This is a genomic window from Neisseria sp. HMSC075C10, assembly GCF_001815615.1.
Lineage (GTDB): Bacteria > Pseudomonadota > Gammaproteobacteria > Burkholderiales > Neisseriaceae > Neisseria > Neisseria subflava_A.
The window spans coordinates 75,024-95,475 of sequence record NZ_KV821269.1 but is presented as its reverse complement, the minus strand read 5'-3'; the positions used below and the strand labels follow the sequence as shown (position 1 = coordinate 95,475).

Sequence of the window (20,452 nt, the reverse complement as noted above, 5' to 3'; positions counted from 1 at the left end):
GGAATACTATGCGCACACTGACTGTCCCAACCCCGTCCCATCAATACCCCATCTTTATCGGGCATAAACTGATTGAGCAGGCCGATACGCTGCTTCAGCCCTATTTGGGCAAAAAAGCAGCCATTATTACCAACGAAACCGTTGCGCCGCTTTATCTCAAACAGCTTCAGACGGCCTTAGACAGACTGGGCGTGCCGCATTTCAGCATCATCCTTCCCGACGGCGAAGAATATAAAAACTGGCAGACGCTCAACCTGATTTACGATGGCTTGATGCAAAACCGTGCCGAGCGCAAAACCACTTTAATCGCTTTGGGCGGCGGCGTGATAGGCGATATGGTCGGCTTTGCCGCGGCGACTTATCAGCGCGGCGCACCTTTTATCCAAGTGCCGACCACCTTGCTCAGCCAGGTCGATTCCTCAGTCGGCGGTAAAACCGCCATCAACCATCCGCTCGGTAAAAACATGATTGGCGCGTTCTACCAGCCACAAGCCGTACTGGCCGATTTGACTGCCTTGCAAACGCTGCCGCAGCGCGAACTTTCTGCAGGTATGGCCGAAGTCATTAAATACGGCGCATTGGGCGATGCCGAATTTTTTGCTTGGTTGGAAGAAAATATGGCCGACCTGATGGCGCAACACCAAGAAAAAATGGCAGAAGCCGTTTACCATTGCTGCAAAATGAAGGCCGATATTGTTGCCCAAGACGAAACCGAGCAGGGCATCCGCGCATGGCTTAATCTCGGTCACACTTTCGGCCATGCCATCGAAGCCGAAATGGGCTACGGCGTATGGCTGCACGGCGAAGCCGTTGCCGCCGGTTGCGTCCTCGCTTCCCGTTTGTCGCAAATTTTGGGCAAAACCCAACAGGCCGATACCGGCCGCATTGCCGCTTTAATGGAAGCCGCCTCCCTCCCGTCTGCGCCGCCTGTTTTCTCATTTGAAAAATGGATTGAACACATGAGCCACGACAAAAAAGTCAGCAGCGGCATCATGCGTTTTGTCGGTTTGGAATACTTGGGCAAAGCCAATATTACTGAAATTACCGATATGGAAATCCTCCGCCAAACCTTGCAGCCGTATTTGTGAGGAATGAATGAGGTTTGCTTTAAAATATAAAAAGGCCGTCTGAAAGTCATTTTCAGACGGCCTTTGGTTTTAAAGCGTTTTGATTCATCGGCTTAAAGCTAGATAAACCATTTGAGCGGGTCAATTATTTAAAGCGTCTTTTTATCCAACTCGGCAATAATCAACAAGCCGCTGTCAAAGCGTCGGCTGTCGGCCAGTTTCAGACGGCCTTGATGGCGTTTGACAATGGTGTCTGCAATGGACAGGCCCAAGCCGGTGCCTTGTTGTTCGGTGCCGAGAATACGGTAGAAGGGGTCGATAACGCGTTGGCGTTCGCTTGGGGGAATGCCGGGGCCGTCGTCTTCCACCCAGATGTTGAGGTATTCGGCGGTTTCGTCAAAGCCCAAATCGATGCGGCCGCCTTTTGGGGTATAGCGGATGGCGTTATCGGTAAAGGTTTTGATAAGGGTGTAGATTTCAGTGTCGTCGGCGTGGATTTGGCAGTCGTTTTCAACGGCGACGCCGATGTCTTGACCTTTGGCCAACGCCAGCGGCATGAGTTCCTGCAAGACGCGGCGGAACTGGTTTTGCAGGCTGATCAGGGTTTTGGGGCGTTGGGTTTCGGGTGCTTGGGCGCGTGCGAGGGAAAGGAGTTGCTCAAGCAGGTGGCGGTTGCGCTGTATGCTTTGTTGCAACAGGGCGGACTGCTCGCGCGCTTCGGCGGACAGCTGCATATTGTTGAGCCGTTCTGCCTGAAGGGAAAGGGCAGTCATGGGGCTGCGCAATTCGTGTGCGGCATCGGCGATAAAGCGTTGCTGTTGGCGGACGTTTTCGTCGGTACGCTGCAACAGGTTGTTGATAGCGACGACAAAGCCTTGGATTTCGCTGGGAATGTCTTGCGTGTCCATCGGCGAGAGGTCGTTGATTTGGCGCTGTTCTAAATCGTTGGACAGGGTTTTGACGGAACGCATGGCGCGGTGGGTAATCCAGACGGTGAGCAGGATAATCAGGGGTAGGGCGAGGAGCATGGGGAGGATGCTCTGCACGGCGGCCATTTCGGCCAGCTCTTCACGGTAGTCGCTTTCCTGCATGACGGCGATGCGGCCTTGCTTGGTATTACGGGTATAAACGCGGTAGTAATCGTCGTCGTCATCGGCCTGAATGGTGTGCAGGCCGTCTGAAATCTGCTCAGGCAGGCTGACAATGGGGTTGGGCGTATTGGGAAATTGAACGGAAATCTTGTTGTCGTTGTCGAGCGAGTGATTCTCGTCATCGGCATCGCTCGGGTCGAGATAGTTCGCAACTTGGCGCAACAGGTCGTCTTGAACCTCTTGGGTCTCGTGATAAGTATCGTAATATGAAAATATGCCTGCAAGAATGGAGAGGGGCAGGAGCATGCAGATCAGGGTGAGGCTGATCTTAACTTGTAGGGATTGTTTGATGGTGTGGATAAGGCGTTGCATGGTTTGTGTGTTGGTGTTGTTTTGGTTTTTCAGACGGCCTGGTTGTTTTGTGCAACCAGCCAGCCGACCCCGCGGACGTTTTGAATTGCTTCTTTGCCGAGTTTTTTGCGTAAGGCGTGAATCAGGAAGTCAACGGCGTTGCTTTCGACTTCTTCACCCCAGCCGTAGATTTTATCTTCCAAATCGCTGCGCGACAGAATCATGCCCGGACGCAGTAGCAGGGCTTGGAGGACGGCAAATTCTTTGTTGCTGAGCATGATGGCCTGTTCCTGCCCGACCACTTCCGCCTGATGGGTGGAAGGGTTGAGCGTGATGATGCCGTTGCTCAGTAGCGTTTGCGCCTGTCCGCCGTGTCGGCGCAATACGGCGCGCATACGGGCTTGCAGTTCTGCCATGTCGAAGGGTTTGACGATGTAGTCGTCTGCGCCGCCGTCTAGGCCGTTGAGGCGGCTGTGCAAATCGTCGCGTGCGGTCACGATTAAGACGGGAACGGTACAGCCGCCGTTGCGGATTTGCGCCAATACGTCCAAACCGTCTTTGCCGGGCAAACCCAAATCCAAGAGTAGCAAATCGTATGCCTGCGCCGCCACTGCTGAGGCAACTTCCGAACCGAGGCTGACCCAATCGACAGCGTAGCCGGTGTCTTTCAGGTTGGCACTGACGGCTTGGGCAATCATGGCATCGTCTTCAACCAATAATACGCGCATGGAAGTTCTCCGGAGGATGGGTGGACAGTGATTATAACCGCACTCAATTAGTAAAAATTTAGGAAGGGTTGAAAAACTGATTTTTTGCAAAAGATGAGGCCGTCTGAAATTCGTTTTTCAGACGGCCTGTATGCTTCAATCGCGATTATTTAGGGTTTTTCTCAATCAAGGCAACCAATTGGTCGATATAGCCTTGAACAAAGCCGCGCGCGGATTCGATGAGCTGGCCGTTGTCGTCAAACAGGGTAGGCGAGTTGCCGAGGAACACTTCCGGCTGGCCGGTCAGCGGCATATCGAAATATGAAAGGGCAAGGCGCAGATTTTTTTGCGCGCTATAACCGCCCATTTTGCCGACTGAATGGCTGATGATGCCGGCAGGTGTTTTTTTCCAGGCAACATCGGCATTGGGTTTGGAACCGATGTCGATGGCGTTTTTCAGGCAGGCCGGTACGGTACGGTTGTTTTCGGAAGTCACGAACAATACGCCGGCAGAGGCTTTGATGGTTTCACGGAACTCGGTATAGCTGGATGGAGTGGGGAAGTCGGTAACGGCAGGATCGTCGTAGTCGAAGTTGTATAAAGGCAAATGGCCGATTTCGACGATTTGCGCTTCGTAGCCTTCGGGGAACATGGAAATGACGTTTTGTGCGACTTTTCGTGCGAACGAGCCTTTACGCAGACTGCCGACCAAGATGCTGACTTTCTTTGACATGTTTTTCTCCTGTTTAATAATAAAAATGAAAACAATTCTAAATTTTAGTGTTATCTGGGGAAGCGGTCAAGGTTTCAGACGGCCTGTCAAAATGGTTTATGCTAAAATAACGGTTTCGCTGATATTTCAAATTATTATGCACGCTTCTGATTCGCAAGAGGACGCAACGGCACACGAATACTATGCCGACAATCCCGACTTTCCAGCTAAAACCATTGTCGCCACCTTATTCATCGGCGCATTTTTCGGCTATCTCAACGACACGCTGCTGAATGTCGCGCTTACGCCGATTATGAAAGATTTTGGTGTCGATAAGACCACGGTTCAATGGCTGACAACGGGCTTTTTGCTGGTCATGGGGGCATTTACGCCGATTACGGCCGGCGTGATTCAATGGTTTGAAACGCGCAAAATGGTGCTGTTTACGCAGGCAACGTTTTTAGCAGGATCGCTGATTTGCGCGTTTGCACCTACTTTCGGAATTTTGGTTGTGGGGCGTATGGTGCAGGCGGTGTCTGCCGCGTTTTTTGTCCCGCTTCTGTTTAACGGCGTATTGTCGATTTTCCCGCCCAATAAGCGCGGAACGGCGATGGGTGTGATTACCATGATGTTTACCGCCGCGCCTGCAATGGGGCCGACGCTGTCGGGCATCATCATCGACCATACGCATTGGCGCGTGCTGTTCGGTTTTACCGCGCCGTTTATGTTGGCGGCGATGGTGCTGGTGGGTAAATATTTGACGGTCAATTTAAGCAACATCAGCCGTCCGAAAATCGATATGTTGTCGGCTGTGCTGTCGATTGCGGGTTTCGGCGGGTTGGTTTATGCGAGCAGTAATTTTGCCCATATGCCGCTGCTGGAATTTATCCTGCTCTTTGCCGCTTCCGTTGTGCTGGTGGATTGGTTTGCGCACCGTCAGTTCCGTTTGACTACGCCGTTGTTGAACCTTCGTGCGTTTGAATACAAACAGTTCAGATATTGCGTTGTGATTTTGGCTGGTGCGATATTCCTGTTCTTGGGCTTGGAACTGATGGTGCCGATGTACACGCAGCAAGTGTTGATGCTGACCGGTACGGCAACCGGTCTGATTTTGATGCCTGCCAGTATTGCCCAGGCGGTTGCCGCGCCTTTGTTCGGTAAATTGTTGGACAAAAAGGGCGGCCGCTTCGTCGTCTTGCCGGCAACAGTGATGCTGGTGGTGTCACTGGCGGTATTGTGGCTGTTTTTACGGATTGATACGCAAGTGATGATGCTGACGGCGATGTTTACGCTGTTGGCGCTTTCCGTGTCTGCTTGCGTAACCGGCGAAACCCATGGTCTGAACGCGTTGCCGAAAACGCTCAATCCGCACGGTGCGGCGATTCTGACCACCATCAACCCGATTGCCGGTGCCATCGGCGCGGCGTTTTTTGTTGGTGCGACCAATATCGGCGAGAAACTTTCCAGCGCAGATATGCCGCAACAGGCAATGCTGGACGGTATCCATTTGGCGATGGGTTGCGCTTTGGTTGTCGGTGTTGTGGTTGTTATGTTTGCTTTGCGTTTGAAAGCGCATCAGAAATAAATAAAAGGCCGTCTGAACCGTTCAGACGGCCTAAGTACCTCGTAAGAATTATAAGATTTTTGTAACACAATGAAATTGAAAAGTATTTTATCAATCGGCCTGATGATGGCTGTTTGTCCGTCATGGGCTTTGGATTTCGGGCGTATTCCTGAAAATGAAATTTCCGTTTATGTGCAGGAACTGGACAGCGGCAAAGTGATTGCCGAGCACCGTGCCGATGAATTGCGCAATCCTGCTTCGACCATGAAGCTGGTAACGGCGTTTACCGCGTTTCATATGTTGGGCGGCGATTATCGTTGGAAAACCGAGTTTAAAACCAACGGCTCAATCAAAGGCGATACGTTGAAAGGCAATGTGTATTGGGTGGGGAGTGGCGATCCTGTGTTTGACCAGCATGATTTGGTGCAAATGCAGCAACAGATGCGCGATAAGGGCATACGCCATATTGACGGACATCTGATACTCGACCGTAGTCTGTGGGGCGATGTGAAGAATCCGGATGATTTTGCTTCCGATTCTGCCGAAAGCTTTATGACGCCGCCCGATCCCAATATGTTGGCGTATAAAACCGTTGAACTCCGTGCTGAAAAAGAAGAAGACGGAAGCTTGGTCATCCGTACCAATCCGCCGCTGCCGAATCTGAATATTCAAAACAAATTGACGCTTGAGAATAAAGAAGGGAAGTGCAGTGTTTTAAAAAACCACATGAAGACTTCCTATAAAAACAATACGCTGACCGTATCGGGCAAGCTGCCGGAAAGCTGCTTGGGTCAAGAGCTGTATCTGAATATGTACAGCATGAAAGAATATATCGGCAAAAGTTTTGTGAACCAATGGCGTCAACAAGACGGCACGGTTTCAGACGGCCTGACGACAGGTGTCGCTCCTCATGATGCGCATGTGTTGGCAAGCCATCTCTCCAAACCGCTTACCGATATTCTCACCGATATGAACAAGCATTCCAATAATCTGATTGCCCGTTCGGTTTTCCTTAAATTTGCCGGAAACATGTCTGATTACAAGCTGGCGCAGACTAAGGCCGCCTCTATCGTAAAAAGCGAGTTGGCGGTTGCCGGTATCAATACGGAAGGATTGGTGTTGGAAAACGGCTCAGGCCTGTCCCGCGTAGAACGGCTCAATGCGCGAATGATGGCGCAAATGTTGGAAAAAGCCTACTTCAGCCCGTTTAAAAACGAGTTTATCAGTACGCTGCCGATTGCCGGTAAAGACGGTACGCTTAAAACACGCTTGAAACAGCCCGGTGAAAACCTGCGCCTCAAAACCGGTACGCTTAAAGATGTCCGCGCACTGGCTGGGTATTGGTTGGGCGAAAAGCCGTTGCTGGTTGTCGTCATTATCAACAGCCAAAAATCAACCGATTATTTACGCGACTTGGATAAGCTGGTGTCTAAAATTGTTCAGCCCGGTGGCGAACATTGGATTGATGCTAAGGCTTCCTGCATGATTAGGTATCAGGCTTGATAAGCTAAAAAAGGCCGTCTGAAAATGTATTGACGTTTTCAGACGGCCTTTGTGTAAGAAGGGGAGGCAAGTATTTATGTCTATTTTGGAAGATGATTTAGGGGTTTTGATGAATAAGCGTTTGGTGTGAATCCGCTTGAGATGGATGGTCTTTCAGGATTTAAACCATATGTCTACTTTATTGTGTTGTCCTGTTTATACTATTTAAATAGCTGGATTTTTTATAAAAAGGCATAGGATACAGACGAAAAAAATACCGGTAAAAACCGGTATTTTTTATTTTTAACTTGATGGCGCGGCGGACGGGGCTCGAACCCGCGACCCCCGGCGTGACAGGCCGGTACTCTAACCAACTGAGCTACCACCGCGCATCCACTGTCAAAGACAATGAAAGGAAACTTGGTGGGTGATGACGGAGTCGAACCGCCGACATTCTGCTTGTAAGGCAGACGCTCTACCAACTGAGCTAATCACCCGAAAAAGGGAGATACTGAGGAATCAGCATTTCTAAATAATGGCGCGGCGGACGGGGCTCGAACCCGCGACCCCCGGCGTGACAGGCCGGTACTCTAACCAACTGAGCTACCACCGCGCATCCATTGTCAGGGACAATGAAAAGGAAAGTGGTGGGTGATGACGGAGTCGAACCGCCGACATTCTGCTTGTAAGGCAGACGCTCTACCAACTGAGCTAATCACCCATGCACAAAATTGCGAAGACGCTATTAAACCAAAAAATCCTGATACGCGCAAGATTTATTTGCCGATTATTAGATATCTCCCTGCAAGCACCAGTTTTCAAAGGAAATAATTTCTTCCTGCTTGCCTGCAACAACCAAAATATCGCCGGCTTCCAGAACGAAATCAGGGTCAAGGTCTTGGATTTTTCCGGTATTGCGGCGGATAAACAATAGTTTCAGATAATGCGCTGCCAATGGCAATTCACGGATGGTTTTGCCGATGGCGTGTGCCTCGCCTTGCAATGGGAAGGCATGGCGGCAGACGGCCTTGCTGTCTTCGTCGGAGAAACTGTCATCATCACTGCCGACAAACAAGTCTTGCAAAGATGCATAGCGGCTGTGACGGATGTGGGTTATGGTTTGATAAACATGGTTATAAGAGAGACCGTGACCCAACATGGCATAGCTTGCCAGCACCAGGCTGGTTTCTTTGGTATCGGAGACGGTTTCTTCCGCACCCATTTCGGTAAAGGTTTTAACGTAATCGTCATTGGTGGCGCGAACATAAACTGGCATGCTCGGATGCATGGACATGATGTTGCCGAGAACATGTTGGGTCTCGTGCATATTGTTCAGCGTGATGACCACCATTTTGGCGCGCCCCAAGCCGGCGGCTTCCAAGACTTCGCGACGTTTGGCATCGCCAAAGGAAACCGGCTCGCCTGCATTGCGTGCCACTTGTACGCGGGCAATGTCCAAGTCAAGGGCAAAGTAGGGGATGCCTTCTTGCGCCAATACACGGGCAACCGATTGACCACCGCGTCCGAAACCGATAATCAGGACGTGTTCGGATTTGCTCATGGTTTCCACCAACATGGAGTGCAAGTCCAAAGCTTTCATGTCCCAGTCGGATTTGACAAAGCGGCTGACGATGGCATCGCTGCTGCCCAAAATGAATGGTGCGGCAATCATGGAGAGCAAGACGGCTGCAGTGGCTGCTTGTTCCAATTCGGGCGAAACCATATTGATTTTGCTGGAAATGGCCAGCATCACGAAGCCGAACTCGCCGCCTTGTGCCAAATAAAGCGCACTCTTGAGGCTGTCGCTCGTAGGGTTTTTCATGCGCAAAGCGATGATGAAGACGACCAGTGCTTTCAAGGCCAATAGGATTGCCAACAAAATCAGGATTTGCTGCCAGTTGCCGATCAGCGCCTGAATATCCAGCTTCATACCGACGGTAATGAAGAAGAAGCCAAGCAGGATATCGCGGAATGGACGGATGTCGTCTTCCACCTGAATACGGTATTCGGTTTCGGAAAGCAGCATACCGGCAACGAATGCGCCCAATGCCATAGACAGGCCTTCAAGCTCTGTCAGATAGGCCACACCCAAAGTAACCAGCAAAACGTTGATCATAAAGAGTTCGGACGATTTGCGTTTGGCAACCAGTCTGAACCAGCGCGACATCACACGGCTGCCGACAACGAATAAAATGCCCAAGGTCAGCAACATTTTCAAACCGGCCAAGCCCAGCTCTACCCACAAGTTGCCTTCGCTGCCGCCTGCAAGTGCCGGAATCAGAATCATCAGCGGTACCACGGCAATATCTTGCATCAGCAAAACACCCATGGCCATTTGACCATGTGGCTGACCCAGCTCGGTTTTCTCCGACAGAATGCGGCTGACGATGGCGGTGGACGACATGGTCAGTGCGCCCGCAGTGGCAAACGCCCAGTTAAACGGCGTGCCCATTGCCATCAAAATGCCCATAATCGAGAGCATGGTAATGATGACTTGCAAACCGCCCAAGCCGAATACGAGGCGGCGCATGGCTTTGAGTTTGGGCAGGGAGAATTCGAGACCGATGCTGAACATCAAGAACACAATGCCGATTTCGCCCAAATAGTCGGTGGCGTGGCTTTGCGGAATCAGTTTGAACATACCCGGACCGGCAATAAAACCGACCAAAAGATAACCGAGCATGGAAGGAATGTTGAACTTGCGACAGCAGATAACCGTAATGACGGAAACCAACAGGACAATGACAATGGGACCGAGGGAGAATTCGTGCATAGAGTGGGCGGCCTTTCGTTAAAAGTAGCTATTGTTATATAGGCCGTCTGAAACACGTCGAAAACCGACAGCAAACCCAAATAAAAACGCACAGAATGAACTTCATTTCTGCGATTTGATTTCCCGTATCATGCTTATTTGGACTTACTGTTTCGAGCGTTATCTAACGGATTATTAAGATTATATCAAGATAGAATGTAAAGTAGTGTTTTGATTGACAAAAAGGGCCGTCTGAAATATTCAGACGGCCTTTAAATAAACAAACGGTTTAAGGCATCAACATGCCGCCGTTGACATGAAGTGTCTGACCGGTAATGTATTTTGCCTGATCAGAAGCCAAGAACAAGACTGCATCGGCAATATCTTGCGCTTCACCGAATTTGCCCAAAGAAGTTTGCGCTTCAAAGGTTTTGCGGGTTTCTTCCGGCAGGGCGCGGGTCATATCGGTGTCGATAAAGCCGGGGGCGACGCAGTTGACGGTAATGCCGCGGCTGCCGACTTCACGCGCCATAGATTTGGAGAAGCCGATTAAGCCTGCTTTTGCGGCCGCATAGTTGGTTTGGCCGGCATTGCCCATCACGCCGACAACGGATGTGATGTTGATGATGCGGCCGGCACGCTGTTTCATCATGCCGCGCAATACGGCTTTGGAGGCGCGGAACACAGATTTGAGGTTAACCTGCATGATGTCGTCCCACTCTTCCTCTTTCATGCGCATCAGGAGGTTGTCGCGGGTAATGCCGGCGTTGTTGACCAGAATATCCAGTTTGCCGAATTCTTTTTCGATGTCGGCAATCAGGTTTTCGATGGTTTCAGGTTCGGCAGAATTCAATGCACGGCCTTCGCCGCCCCATTGTGCCAAGCGTTCGCCGATTGCAACCGCGCCACTCTCACTGGTGGCAGTGCCGATAACTTTTGCACCGGCCGCAGCCAAAGTATCGGCAATCGCCGCACCAATACCGCGCGATGCGCCGGTTACCAAAGCGATTTTGCCGCTTAAATCTTGTGTACTCATGTTTTATTCCTTAATTGCGATTGGAAAAATGGTTTCAGACGGCCTTATTTACCTAGGGAGGGTGCTTGATACCGTCGTTTGTTGATTCTGCGTAATAAATATTCTTTGTAGTATGCCCATGCTTGCTTTTTTTGTCCTTGTTTCCAAAGCCGTTTGGCTGCTTGTCTAAATTTCCTTTTAGGATTTGGAAAGGGCAACCAAGTTGATAGAGGTTGTTCTAGATATCCGTTATTCCATGGGGAATTCTTAAAATATTGATCATATGCAGGGTGGAAGCCTAATTGATGCCACGGTTTGATATGACCAACAAAATGGACTAAGCGGATATTGTTGGGATTGTCGATTAATTCACTGTATTTTTGATGCCAATGTATCCAGTTAAAGTTTTCTGAAAGCCAGTGTACATGACCTATACAGGCTAAATTCAAAATATCTTGGTCTGGACAGGAGAGTTTAAAATTCTGTTTTTCTACGGCTTGCATTTTTTCAGACAAAATTTTATCTATTGCCATATCATTCCATTTGTCAATATTGAATAGAATGACCCCAGAGTTGAAATAAGGCTCAGTATCTGTAAAACCAAATTGATTGAGTTGTTTTATATATGCTCTGTATAAGATTGCATCAGGTACGGCGGCAATCAAAGAATTTGAAATGTCGATTTCAAATAAATCATCAATGTTACCCAAGCACAGTACATCAGTATCTAAATAAAGTGCAGTATGAGCAATACCTTTTAATAAGCAAGGGATACTCATACGGTAATACATAGCGATAGTAAAATAATGAGTAGTTTGCAGGGTAGAAAAGTATTCTGTATTTAAATGGTAAACGCTTATTGCGTAGTTTTGATTTGATGTTTCAATTTGATTGAAAATATTAAAATCATAACCTTCTGAACCACTAACTAACAAATGAAAATGTATTGAGCTGGTATTGTTTTGCAATACAGAAAGTAACGCAGTGCCGATGTGTTTGATATAGTTTTGATCGGCTGCATAAACAATATGTTTCGGTTGTTCAATGAATTCTCGTTTGCGGATATGAACGGTTTCTAATACTAATTTTTCTCGGTTAAACATTTAAATTCTCCACAACTTCTCTATCGATTTCAGGTAATCCGATAGGGATATTCGGTTCAATATCAAATGCGCAGCTGATCCAGTTGCTGAAGCTGTATTTGTGTTTTAGGCCGGGGGCAAGCGGTACGTACGGCAAGGTCAGGAAGGCTTTGAGTTCTTCAAGGTTGCTTCCGTCCCAGTAGAACATATTGTTCGGGTGATAAAAATCGTAATGTACGATGGTCGGATTGGTTGTAATCAGTTTTTTGTCCAAACCAATCGCTTCGAAAATCCGTAAAGAGAGGCCGTAGTGCTTGCGGTTGAGGAAATCTACCAATACGGAGGATTTGGCCGCTTCTCCTAAGTTTTGACGATAGGAGAGGGCGTTTTCAAATGAGAAGAACTCGACTTCGGGAATGCCTAAAGCCGCTTTTTCTTCTTCGATTTTCTTACTGGCCAAGCGGAAATCTATTTCTAAACCGATTGAACGCGCAGCTTCGCAAAATGCACGGATGTCATTGTTGCGGTCGGCAGCGTACGAACCGATAAACAAGATTTTGTTTTGCGGGTTTTCAGACGGCCTGAAGCTGTCAAAGTAGAAGCTGGTGGTTGGAAAGAGTTTTTCGGTGTATTCGGGATGTTTGCCTTGGTCAAACGGATCGAAAAAGTAAAATTTGTCGAAAAATTCGATGTTGTCGAAGTCTTCTTTTAAGAAGGTCAGGGCTTCCCAGTTGTAATACACCATTAATTTTGAATGCGCTCTGAGCTTGGCGATGAAGTCTTTCGGATAGGCCCCCAGCCAAATCATGAAGCAATAATCCGCTTGTTCGGGATGTTCGCTTAACAGGGTATTGAGGCGTTCTGCTACGGCGCGGAACATGGTCCGTTTTTTGAAGTCTTTTTGCCCAAGAATATTTCGATACCAGATTTTTTTCAGCCGTTGAAATACATTTTTGTATTTGAACTCTTTTTCTTCATAGGTCAGAGACAGCACTTCAAATCCGCATTTCTCCAAGTTCTCAATAATGAGTTCGTGGATTTTGAAGAGTTCCGGCATGGCGAGAATGACTTTTTTCTTACTCATAATGTATTCAATATAACATTTTGTCAGGCAGGTATATTTGCCATAGGCAATAGGGTTAATCAATGCCGAGCAGGCGGTTTAGCCATTGTGTAAACGAATAATAGGCTTTGATTTCAGGGGCAGGTTGCTGATACGGACGTGCCAAAAATTCAGGCAATGCGTCTAAATTACCGCCGTCCCATACGAACACGCGGTCTGGGTGGTATAGGTCGGTTTCCAAGATATGTTTGTTGGTGGTAATCAGTTTTTTATCGAAACGCAACGCATCAAAGATACGGAATGATAAGCCGTAATGTTCGAATTGTGCAAAATCGACGACTGCACCGCAACTTTGCACTTGGCTGAGGTTTTCTTCAAAGCTGAGGATGCTGCTGCGGTCAAGATAGCGGATGCCGTTGTGTCCGAAGGCTTTTTCAGCCCTGTCGTCTTTGCAGTAGATATGAAAATCCAAGGGTAGGCTGAGGCGTTCGGTTTCTTGGATAAAGCGTTTGGTTTGCTCTTCGCGTCTAAGTTCGTAGCCGCCTAAAAAGTAGAGTTTGTTAGTGGGTGCATATTCAGCCACGGGAAAGTCAAAGTAAAAATTAGTGGTGGCTTTGAAACGGCATTGTGGATATTTTTGAATATCGTCGGGATCGAAAACCCAGCATTGGTCAAAATAATCCAAATATTCAATAATATCTGGGAAGCGTCCTATGCCATCCCATTGATAATTCACGCAAACATTGCTGTGTTCGCGGATGGTGGCGATAATCTCTTTGGGGTAAATATTGGCGCGGATACAGAGCGCATAATCGGCTTTTTTGCCGTTTAGCAAGGCCAATTTTTGCTGAATGTCGTCGAGGTGGCGGCTGTATTTGAGGTATTTTTTATAGTTGCCGTCTTTGGTGATGTGTTTGTGGTAGAGGTTTTTGAGTCTGCTGCCCAAGTTCGGATAATAGGAATCTCGGTCGTCATAGCACAGATTAATGACATTAAAACCAAGAAAACGCAGATTTTTTTCGATACATTGATCCAGTCCGTACATGTAGGGAACGGCAAGAATAATGGTTTTTTTCATAATGTATTCGGATTGGAGTGGGCTGATTTTTCAGACGGCCTTGCCTGACAGGATAGGCCGTCTGAAAACGTTTTACTGGGCTTCGATAAATGCAGCCACTTGGTCGGCATTGGTCAATGCGCTGCACGCGGCTTCTTTGTTGATGCGTTTGGCGAGGCCTGCGAGGACTTTGCCGGGGCCGCATTCGGCGGATTCGGTGATGCCTTCGGAAACAAGCGCGTTGACGGTTTCTGTCCAGCGCACCGGGCTGTACAGCTGGCGTACCAAGGCATCTTTGATTTTGTCGGCATCATCATAAGAAGCGACATCGGCGTTATGGATGACGCGGATTTGCGGTTGTTTGATGGTGATGTCTTTCAGTGCTTCGGCAAGTTTTTCCGCTGCAGGCTTCATGAGGCTGCAATGTGAAGGAACGGAAACAGGCAGCGGCAGGGCGCGTTTGGCTCCGGCTTCTTTGGCGGCGGCCATGGCGAGTTCGACTGCGGCAGTGTTGCCGGCAATCACAACTTGGCCTGGGGAGTTGAAGTTGACGGCTTCAACGACTTCTCCTTGTGCAGCTTCGGCACAAATGGCTTTTACTTGTTCATCTTCCAAACCCAAGATAGCGGCCATTGCGCCTACGCCTTGTGGTACGGCGGATTGCATAAGTTCGGCGCGCAGACGAACCAGTTTGACCGCGTCTGCGAAATCCAATGCGCCGGCAGCGACGAGGGCGGTGTATTCGCCGAGGCTGTGGCCTGCAACGACTGAAGGGATTTTACCTCCGGCTTCCAAGTAGGCGCGGTAGGTGGCAATGCCGGCAGCCAGCATGATGGGCTGGGTGTTGACGGTTTGTCCGATTAATTCGGCATCTTCGCCGTTAATCATTGCCCACAGGTCTTGACCCAATACGGCGGAAGCTTCGTCAAATGTGGCTTTAACGATGGCTTGCTCGGCAAAGCCGTTCATCATGCCTAGGCTTTGTGAGCCTTGTCCGGGGAAAAAGAATGCGAAAGACATGGTAATTCCTTATTGGTTTGAATGTTTGAGGGTGTCTGCCAGCAGAAGGAGGGTGGCGACAGTATTGGTTGCAGCGGTCAGTCGGAAGATGCGGACAAAACTGAGTTTGCTGGTTTTATGCCGGAATGCGAGGCTGCCGCAATAACTGCCCGGCCAGCCGCCAAGCAGATTGAGCAGATGCAATTTTGCTTCGGGTATGCGTCTGCCGTGGTTGCGTGCGCGCTGTTTGTCTTGGTAGTAAAGCAGGAAAACGTATGCACTCAGTGCGAGATAGGCGATTGCCAGTTTGGGCAATATCGCAGCTGTTATGCTTAAAAACAGACTGCTGATGCAGAGTGCAAACGTTAGGGATTTCATGGGTTTGAGCAGAATAGGCCGTCTGAAAGGGATGTTCAGACGGCCCAACCGTTAGTATTTTACTAAGACCGCACCCCAGGCAAAACCGCCGCCGATGCCTTCGAGCAAGAGATTTTGTCCGCGTTTGATTTGGCCGTTTTTAATACCGACATCCAGTGCCAGCGGAATGGAGGCGGCGGAAGTATTGCCGTGGTCTTGGACGGTCAAGATCACTTTGTCCATGCTCAAGCCCAAGTGTTTGGCGGTAGAGTCGATAATGCGCTTATTGGCTTGGTGCGGCACAAGCCAATCGATTTGATCGGTGGTATAACCGGCTTCTTCGATAACGTCATCTGCGATTTTGGACAGCATTTTGACGGCAAACTTGAATACGCCGGGGCCGTCCATGCTGATGTAGGGCGAACCGCAAATCTGGCCGTTGGCGATTTGTCCGGGGACGTTCAAAAGGTTGAGATAGTTGCCATCGGCTTTGAGTTTGCCGTGGATGATGCCCGGTTCGTCAGATGCGCTTAAGACAACCGCGCCCGCACCGTCACCAAAGAGGACGCAGGTGGTGCGGTCGTTCCAATCGACGATGCGGCTGAAGGTTTCCGCGCCGATGACCAAAGCGTTTTTCGCCATGCCGCTTTTGATGTAGGCATTGGCAGTGGTCAGGGCATACATAAAACCGGCGCACACAGCTTGTACGTCAAAGGCAGGGCAGCCGTTGGCAATACCCAATTTTTGCTGCACGATGGTTGCCGTAGAAGGGAACTGCATATCGGGAGTGGCTGTGGCGACGATAATCAGATCGATATCGTCAGCCTGCAAACCGGCATCTGCCAAGGCGCGGCGCGCTGACTCGGCGGCCAAATCGCTGGTTTTTTCGCTGTCGTCTGCAATATGGCGAAATTTGATACCTGTACGCGTGGTAATCCACTCGTCGGAAGTGTCCACTTTTTTGGCAAGGTCGTCATTGCTGACGCGGTTGGCAGGAAGGTAGCTGCCTGTACCGGAAATTTTGGCATATTGCATGAGAACGGCCTTTTTAGAGAGTTGATTCAGATAGTCGGGTATTGTAAGCGAAAATGGGAAAATTCCCAATATTAAGAATGAAGTCGGTGATTAAAGATAAAAACAGGCCGTCTGAACATTGTGAAGTTTCAGACGGCCTGTATATATCAGCCTTAAGCTTCCGTTGTTGGAGTAGCGGTTTCTTCCAGTTCGGCTGCTGCTTTGGCGGCTTCCAAAGCAGCCAACTGGGTGGCTACGCCTTGTTCGATTTGAGCGAGGCCGGCAGATTTGGCTTCGTGGTAGGCTTCTTCCAAAGCATAACGGAAGCCGACTTCGTCGGTTCCGCCGTGGCTCTTAATCACAATACCGCGTAAACCAAGCAGAATAGCGCCGTTAAATTTGCGCGGATCCAATTTGCCTTTCAGACCTTTGAGTGCGGGCAGGGCGGCAATAGCGGCAAGTTTGTTGAACAGGGTGCTTTGGAATTCGCGTCGGATGGCGCCGCTCATGAATTTAACCGCGCCTTCGATGGTTTTGAGCATAACGTTGCCGACAAACCCGTCAGCGACAATGACATCGGCTTCGCCATACAAAACGCTGTTGCTTTCGATATTGCCGATAAAGTTGAGTTTGCTGCTGCTCAACAGTTTAAAGGTTTGTTTGACGGCATCCGTACCTTTGATGTCTTCTGTGCCGACGTTCAAAAGGGCGACGCGCGGGCTGCCTTTTTCAGGGTGTAACGCGTGTACCAGCTCGCTGCCGATGATGGCAAATTGAACCAGTTGTTCGGGCGTACAGTCGACGTTAGCTCCCAAATCCAAAGCTAGAGTAACGTGTTCGCTGTCGGAAGGCAGGAATTTGGCGATAGCAGGGCGCTCAATGCCGGGAATGGTTTTGAGGACGAATCGGGCGGTCGCCATCAGTGCGCCGGTATTGCCTGCCGATACGGCGGCTTGCGCATTGCCTTCTTTGACTTGGTTGATGGCGATGCGCATGGATGATTCTTTTTTGTTTTTCAGCGCGGATTGCGGCGCTTCATCCATTTCGACGACTTGCGCTGCATGGCTGACGGTAATGCGGTCCATAGGCGCACCAGCAGAGCTTAATGCTTGGCGGACTGCTGCTTCATCTCCGACCATAATCAGATGTACGTCGGATTGCTGTTTCAGGAAATCCACTGCACCGGGGACGGTAATCGCAAGGCCTGCATCTCCGCCCATGGCATCTACGGCCAGTGTAATCATGTTGTTCTCCGGTTTGTGTGTTTCAGACGGCCTCAGACAATCGGACAAGCACGCTCATCTGATTTTCAGGAGATTGAATTGAAAATCAGATGAAAAGGCTTGTTGCGACAGTCGTGCCAGATTTATTGGTTTTGCGCGGCCAATTTGTTGTGTTCGTCAATGTCCAGCGCGTCCCAAGGATAGTTGATCCACCAGTCTTCAACGGTGATGCCGCTGAAATAAGGGATACCTTCAGGAATTTTGCCGACTTTGGCTTTGATTTTTTCATGCAATACTGCCACGCCGACGGTGCCGAAATCTTCTTTCAACAATTCGTTCAGGCAGAATTCCATGGTAACGCGGCTGTCGTCCACCTCGTCGACGACCAGTACGTTTTTGCCTTTCAGTACATCGGGAACGGGATCGAGCCATTGGACTTTTTTTACTTCCTCGGTCACTTGACCTTCGTTATCGCTGTCGTAGTAGGCTGTGGTGACGGCGTAAATCGGAATTTCCAAGAAGCAGCGCAACATGCGGGCAGGGATAAAACCGCCGCCGCCAATGGCAATCATGGCATCGTATTTGGTGCCGGAGTTTTGGATTTTTTCCGCCAATCCTTTGATTACGCGGTGGATGTCGTCGTAGGTGTACCAGATTTTACGTTTCATGGTGTGCTTCCGAAGAGGAAAATACAGGGTGCAATGCAAAAAAGCCAGTCATTGCATGGCAATATTCTGGCTTTTTCAGTCAGACGAACGGATTATTCGCCTTTAGCTTTTACCACTTTACGGCCACGGTACATACCGTTTGGAGAAATGTGGTGTGGACGATGTACTTCGCCGGTTGCGCTGTCAACAGACAGAGAAGGCGCAGTCAGAGCGTCGTGTGAACGGTGCATACCGCGTTTAGAAGGGGATTTTTTGTTTTGTTGAACGGCCATTTCAAGCTCCTAGATAAATAAACTGTGTCCTAATTAACTGCTTTTCAAACCTGCTAAAACAGCGAAGGGGTTTGGTTTGTCCCGATTGACTTCGTCCAGTGTTCCATTGTTGCCGCAGTCTTCGTGTCGAGGGGAGAAAGGGAGCGACATCAGGATTTGGTCTTCAACCAGAGTCCGCACGTCAAGCTCTTTTTCGAGCAGCATGCCTTCCAATTCTTCATCGGCAAGCATGGCTTCGTCCAAACTCTCTTCATCGGCAAACAGGACGATACGGCTGGTTTCATCGAGTAGAAACGGCATGGGCGTAATGCAACGCTGGCAAATCAGGGGCATGTCGGCTTTGACGTTTAAATCGAGAAACAGACGGTGCAGCCGGTCACGACCGCCTTGCAGCGTAAACGACACGCGTGTCTGTTTGTCGGCCGGATAATCGTGCGAACTGACTCGTTCATCCAATTCTTCGAGCAGGAAGCTGCCTTGCAGATTCTGCCCTTCGGCGGCGAAAACTTCTGGGTCAATCAAATTAGGGTATGACATAAACGGAGTATGATATAATTTCAGCAGTCTAACGTCAATGTTTTTAAGTAAAAATATGGAAGTAAAACTGCCTTTGGTTTTAGGGTCGAGTTCGGTTTTCCGCTGTGGACAGCTTCGCCGTTTGGGTATCGATTTTCAGACGGCATCGCCTGATTTTGACGAAACGCCTATTGAGGGCGAGCATGCAGGCGAGACGGCGCTGCGTTTAGCGGAAGGCAAAGCCCGTTCATTGGCGGCAACTTTCCCTGCCGCGCTGATTATCGGCGCAGACCAAGTCGCATGGTGCGAAGGACGGCAGTTGGGTAAACCGATGAACGTCGCAAATGCACAACAGATGCTGGCGGACTTAAGCGGAAAACGGATTGAATTTTACAGTGCAATCGTGCTTTTGAATACTGCTACGGGCAAGGTTCAGCATCATGTCGATCATACGGTGGTTGCCATGCGACAGTTGACGCAGGCGCAAATCAGCCGATATTTGGAACGAGAGCCGGATGCGGTTTATTGTGCCGGTGCGGCGAAGAGCGAGGGTTTGGGCGCTGCTTTGTTGGAGCGGATTGAAAGTACGGACCCGAATGCTTTGATCGGCCTTCCGATTTTCCGTCTGATTGATTTTTTGAAAAACGAAGGTGTGGAAGTTTTATAGTTTGAGGCCGTCTGAATGTGTTCAGACGGCCTGAGATTTTTTGGAGTTGCAAGAATGAAACCGATTTTGTATTTGATTCCTACCCCTTTGGGTGCGCCTGATACGCCATGCCTGTTGCCGCATGAACAACAGGCGATTGTCGGGCTGACGGATTTTGTCGTGGAAGCGGAAAAAACAGCGCGCGCGCATTTGAAACATTTGGGCGTGACTACGCCTATCCGCGAGCTGAATTTGCAAACGCTGAATGAACACACGGATTTGAAGACTTTGCCGGAATTGCTGAAGCCTTTGCAAGAGGGACGCAGTATGGGCATTGTCAGTGAGGCGGGTTGCCCGGCTGTTGCTGATCCAGGCGCGAATTTGGTGGCGTTGGCGCATAAACACGGTTTTGAAGTACGGCCTTTGGTCGGCCCGTCCAGTTTGTTGCTGGCGCTGATGGCTTCGGGTGCGAATGGGCAGAACTTTGCATTTAAGGGTTATCTGCCGTCTGAAAAAAATGAGCGGATTCAGAGTTTGAAGGCTTTGGAGCAACGTTCGCGCCAGCAGAATGAAACGCAGCTGTTTATCGAAACGCCGTATCGCAACGATGCGTTGTTGGCTGATGCGGTGGAAAACCTGCATCCCGAAACGCGCTTGTGCGTGGCTACGGACTTGACCTTGTCGACACAGGAAATCATCAGTCAGACGATTGCGCAGTGGCGAAAAAGAAAAGAAATGCCGAATTTGAAAAAGCGCCCGACGATTTTTGTGTTGCATGCCGCTTAAAACTGGATTGGATTCAATTTCAAACTGT

The 20,452-nt window shown here is 49.5% G+C and carries 20 protein-coding genes and 4 tRNA genes; 5 read left to right on the top strand and 19 right to left on the bottom strand.

The window, feature by feature from the left end:
* The first annotated feature begins 8 nt into the window (after nt 1-8).
* Nucleotides 9-1,088 (top strand): 3-dehydroquinate synthase, encoded by a 1,080-nt coding sequence (gene aroB, locus HMPREF3047_RS09345; protein WP_070713647.1) that lies wholly within the window; start codon nt 9-11, stop codon nt 1,086-1,088.
* 128 nt (nt 1,089-1,216) lie between these two features.
* Here aroB and HMPREF3047_RS09340 read toward each other — a convergent pair whose 3' ends face one another.
* From HMPREF3047_RS09340 to HMPREF3047_RS09330, 3 genes are all read right to left on the bottom strand, one after another.
* The gene (locus HMPREF3047_RS09340; RefSeq protein ID WP_070713644.1) at nt 1,217-2,530 is read right to left on the bottom strand and encodes a sensor histidine kinase; all 1,314 of its coding nucleotides are present in this window, start codon (nt 2,528-2,530) and stop codon (nt 1,217-1,219) included.
* A gap of 29 nt (nt 2,531-2,559) precedes the next feature.
* Nucleotides 2,560-3,237 carry a response regulator gene (locus HMPREF3047_RS09335; protein WP_070713642.1) on the bottom strand — a complete coding sequence of 226 codons (678 nt, stop codon included), beginning with the start codon at nt 3,235-3,237 and terminating at the stop codon, nt 2,560-2,562.
* A gap of 145 nt (nt 3,238-3,382) precedes the next feature.
* Nucleotides 3,383-3,949, bottom strand: coding sequence for an NADPH-dependent FMN reductase (locus HMPREF3047_RS09330; RefSeq protein ID WP_070633057.1), 567 nt, complete (start codon nt 3,947-3,949; stop codon nt 3,383-3,385).
* A 136-nt stretch (nt 3,950-4,085) separates the two neighbouring features.
* On the opposite strand from HMPREF3047_RS09330, the gene HMPREF3047_RS09325 reads away from it, so the two are divergent.
* Both HMPREF3047_RS09325 and dacB read left to right on the top strand, forming a co-directional pair.
* A complete protein-coding gene (locus HMPREF3047_RS09325) occupies nt 4,086-5,513 on the top strand; it encodes an MFS transporter (RefSeq protein ID WP_070713893.1) in 1,428 nt (475 codons plus the stop codon).
* A gap of 69 nt (nt 5,514-5,582) precedes the next feature.
* Nucleotides 5,583-6,995 carry a D-alanyl-D-alanine carboxypeptidase/D-alanyl-D-alanine endopeptidase gene (gene dacB, locus HMPREF3047_RS09320; RefSeq protein WP_070713639.1) on the top strand — a complete coding sequence of 471 codons (1,413 nt, stop codon included), beginning with the start codon at nt 5,583-5,585 and terminating at the stop codon, nt 6,993-6,995.
* 291 nt (nt 6,996-7,286) lie between these two features.
* Here dacB and HMPREF3047_RS09315 read toward each other — a convergent pair.
* From HMPREF3047_RS09315 to HMPREF3047_RS09240, 16 genes are all read right to left on the bottom strand, one after another.
* Nucleotides 7,287-7,363, bottom strand: a tRNA-Asp gene (locus tag HMPREF3047_RS09315).
* A gap of 32 nt (nt 7,364-7,395) precedes the next feature.
* A tRNA-Val gene (locus tag HMPREF3047_RS09310) sits at nt 7,396-7,471 on the bottom strand.
* Between the two features lie 39 nt (nt 7,472-7,510).
* Nucleotides 7,511-7,587, bottom strand: a tRNA-Asp gene (locus HMPREF3047_RS09305).
* A 32-nt stretch (nt 7,588-7,619) separates the two neighbouring features.
* Nucleotides 7,620-7,695 (bottom strand) — tRNA-Val (locus tag HMPREF3047_RS09300).
* 69 nt (nt 7,696-7,764) lie between these two features.
* Entirely contained in the window at nt 7,765-9,747 is a 1,983-nt protein-coding gene (locus HMPREF3047_RS09295) for a monovalent cation:proton antiporter family protein (protein ID WP_070713635.1), read from the bottom strand.
* Between the two features lie 268 nt (nt 9,748-10,015).
* Nucleotides 10,016-10,762: a 3-oxoacyl-ACP reductase FabG gene (gene fabG / locus HMPREF3047_RS09290; protein WP_049336356.1), complete on the bottom strand. Its 747-nt coding sequence runs from the start codon at nt 10,760-10,762 to the stop codon at nt 10,016-10,018.
* Between the two features lie 44 nt (nt 10,763-10,806).
* Nucleotides 10,807-11,844 carry a glycosyltransferase family 8 protein gene (locus HMPREF3047_RS09285; RefSeq protein WP_070713634.1) on the bottom strand — a complete coding sequence of 346 codons (1,038 nt, stop codon included), beginning with the start codon at nt 11,842-11,844 and terminating at the stop codon, nt 10,807-10,809.
* A complete protein-coding gene (locus tag HMPREF3047_RS09280; RefSeq protein ID WP_070713889.1) occupies nt 11,837-12,907 on the bottom strand; it encodes a WaaS/CpsH family glycosyltransferase in 1,071 nt (356 codons plus the stop codon). Before HMPREF3047_RS09280 ends, HMPREF3047_RS09285 begins: the two co-directional genes overlap by 8 nt.
* Nucleotides 12,908-12,962: 55 nt before the next feature.
* The gene (locus HMPREF3047_RS09275; RefSeq protein ID WP_070713629.1) at nt 12,963-13,964 is read right to left on the bottom strand and encodes a WaaS/CpsH family glycosyltransferase; all 1,002 of its coding nucleotides are present in this window, start codon (nt 13,962-13,964) and stop codon (nt 12,963-12,965) included.
* Between the two features lie 72 nt (nt 13,965-14,036).
* The gene (fabD, locus tag HMPREF3047_RS09270; RefSeq protein ID WP_070713626.1) at nt 14,037-14,963 is read right to left on the bottom strand and encodes an ACP S-malonyltransferase; all 927 of its coding nucleotides are present in this window, start codon (nt 14,961-14,963) and stop codon (nt 14,037-14,039) included.
* A gap of 9 nt (nt 14,964-14,972) precedes the next feature.
* Nucleotides 14,973-15,320, bottom strand: a complete 348-nt coding sequence (locus tag HMPREF3047_RS09265; protein WP_070713623.1) for a DUF1294 domain-containing protein — start codon at nt 15,318-15,320, stop codon at nt 14,973-14,975.
* Between the two features lie 51 nt (nt 15,321-15,371).
* A complete protein-coding gene (locus HMPREF3047_RS09260; RefSeq protein ID WP_070713620.1) occupies nt 15,372-16,334 on the bottom strand; it encodes a beta-ketoacyl-ACP synthase III in 963 nt (320 codons plus the stop codon).
* A gap of 152 nt (nt 16,335-16,486) precedes the next feature.
* Complete coding sequence (gene plsX, locus HMPREF3047_RS09255) at nt 16,487-17,557, bottom strand: phosphate acyltransferase PlsX (RefSeq protein WP_070713617.1); 1,071 nt, start codon at nt 17,555-17,557, stop codon at nt 16,487-16,489.
* 122 nt (nt 17,558-17,679) lie between these two features.
* Nucleotides 17,680-18,204, bottom strand: coding sequence for a phosphoribosyltransferase (locus HMPREF3047_RS09250; RefSeq protein ID WP_070460412.1), 525 nt, complete (start codon nt 18,202-18,204; stop codon nt 17,680-17,682).
* A gap of 92 nt (nt 18,205-18,296) precedes the next feature.
* Nucleotides 18,297-18,476 (bottom strand): 50S ribosomal protein L32, encoded by a 180-nt coding sequence (gene rpmF / locus HMPREF3047_RS09245; RefSeq protein ID WP_002240035.1) that lies wholly within the window; start codon nt 18,474-18,476, stop codon nt 18,297-18,299.
* A gap of 33 nt (nt 18,477-18,509) precedes the next feature.
* Entirely contained in the window at nt 18,510-19,013 is a 504-nt protein-coding gene (locus tag HMPREF3047_RS09240; RefSeq protein ID WP_070713613.1) for a YceD family protein, read from the bottom strand.
* 55 nt (nt 19,014-19,068) lie between these two features.
* On the opposite strand from HMPREF3047_RS09240, the gene HMPREF3047_RS09235 reads away from it, so the two are divergent.
* Both HMPREF3047_RS09235 and HMPREF3047_RS09230 read left to right on the top strand, forming a co-directional pair.
* Nucleotides 19,069-19,659 carry a Maf family protein gene (locus HMPREF3047_RS09235; RefSeq protein WP_070584844.1) on the top strand — a complete coding sequence of 197 codons (591 nt, stop codon included), beginning with the start codon at nt 19,069-19,071 and terminating at the stop codon, nt 19,657-19,659.
* Between the two features lie 54 nt (nt 19,660-19,713).
* On the top strand, nt 19,714-20,424 hold the full coding sequence (locus HMPREF3047_RS09230; RefSeq protein ID WP_070713610.1) for an SAM-dependent methyltransferase: 711 nt from the start codon (nt 19,714-19,716) through the stop codon (nt 20,422-20,424).
* The last annotated feature ends 28 nt before the right edge of the window (nt 20,425-20,452 follow it).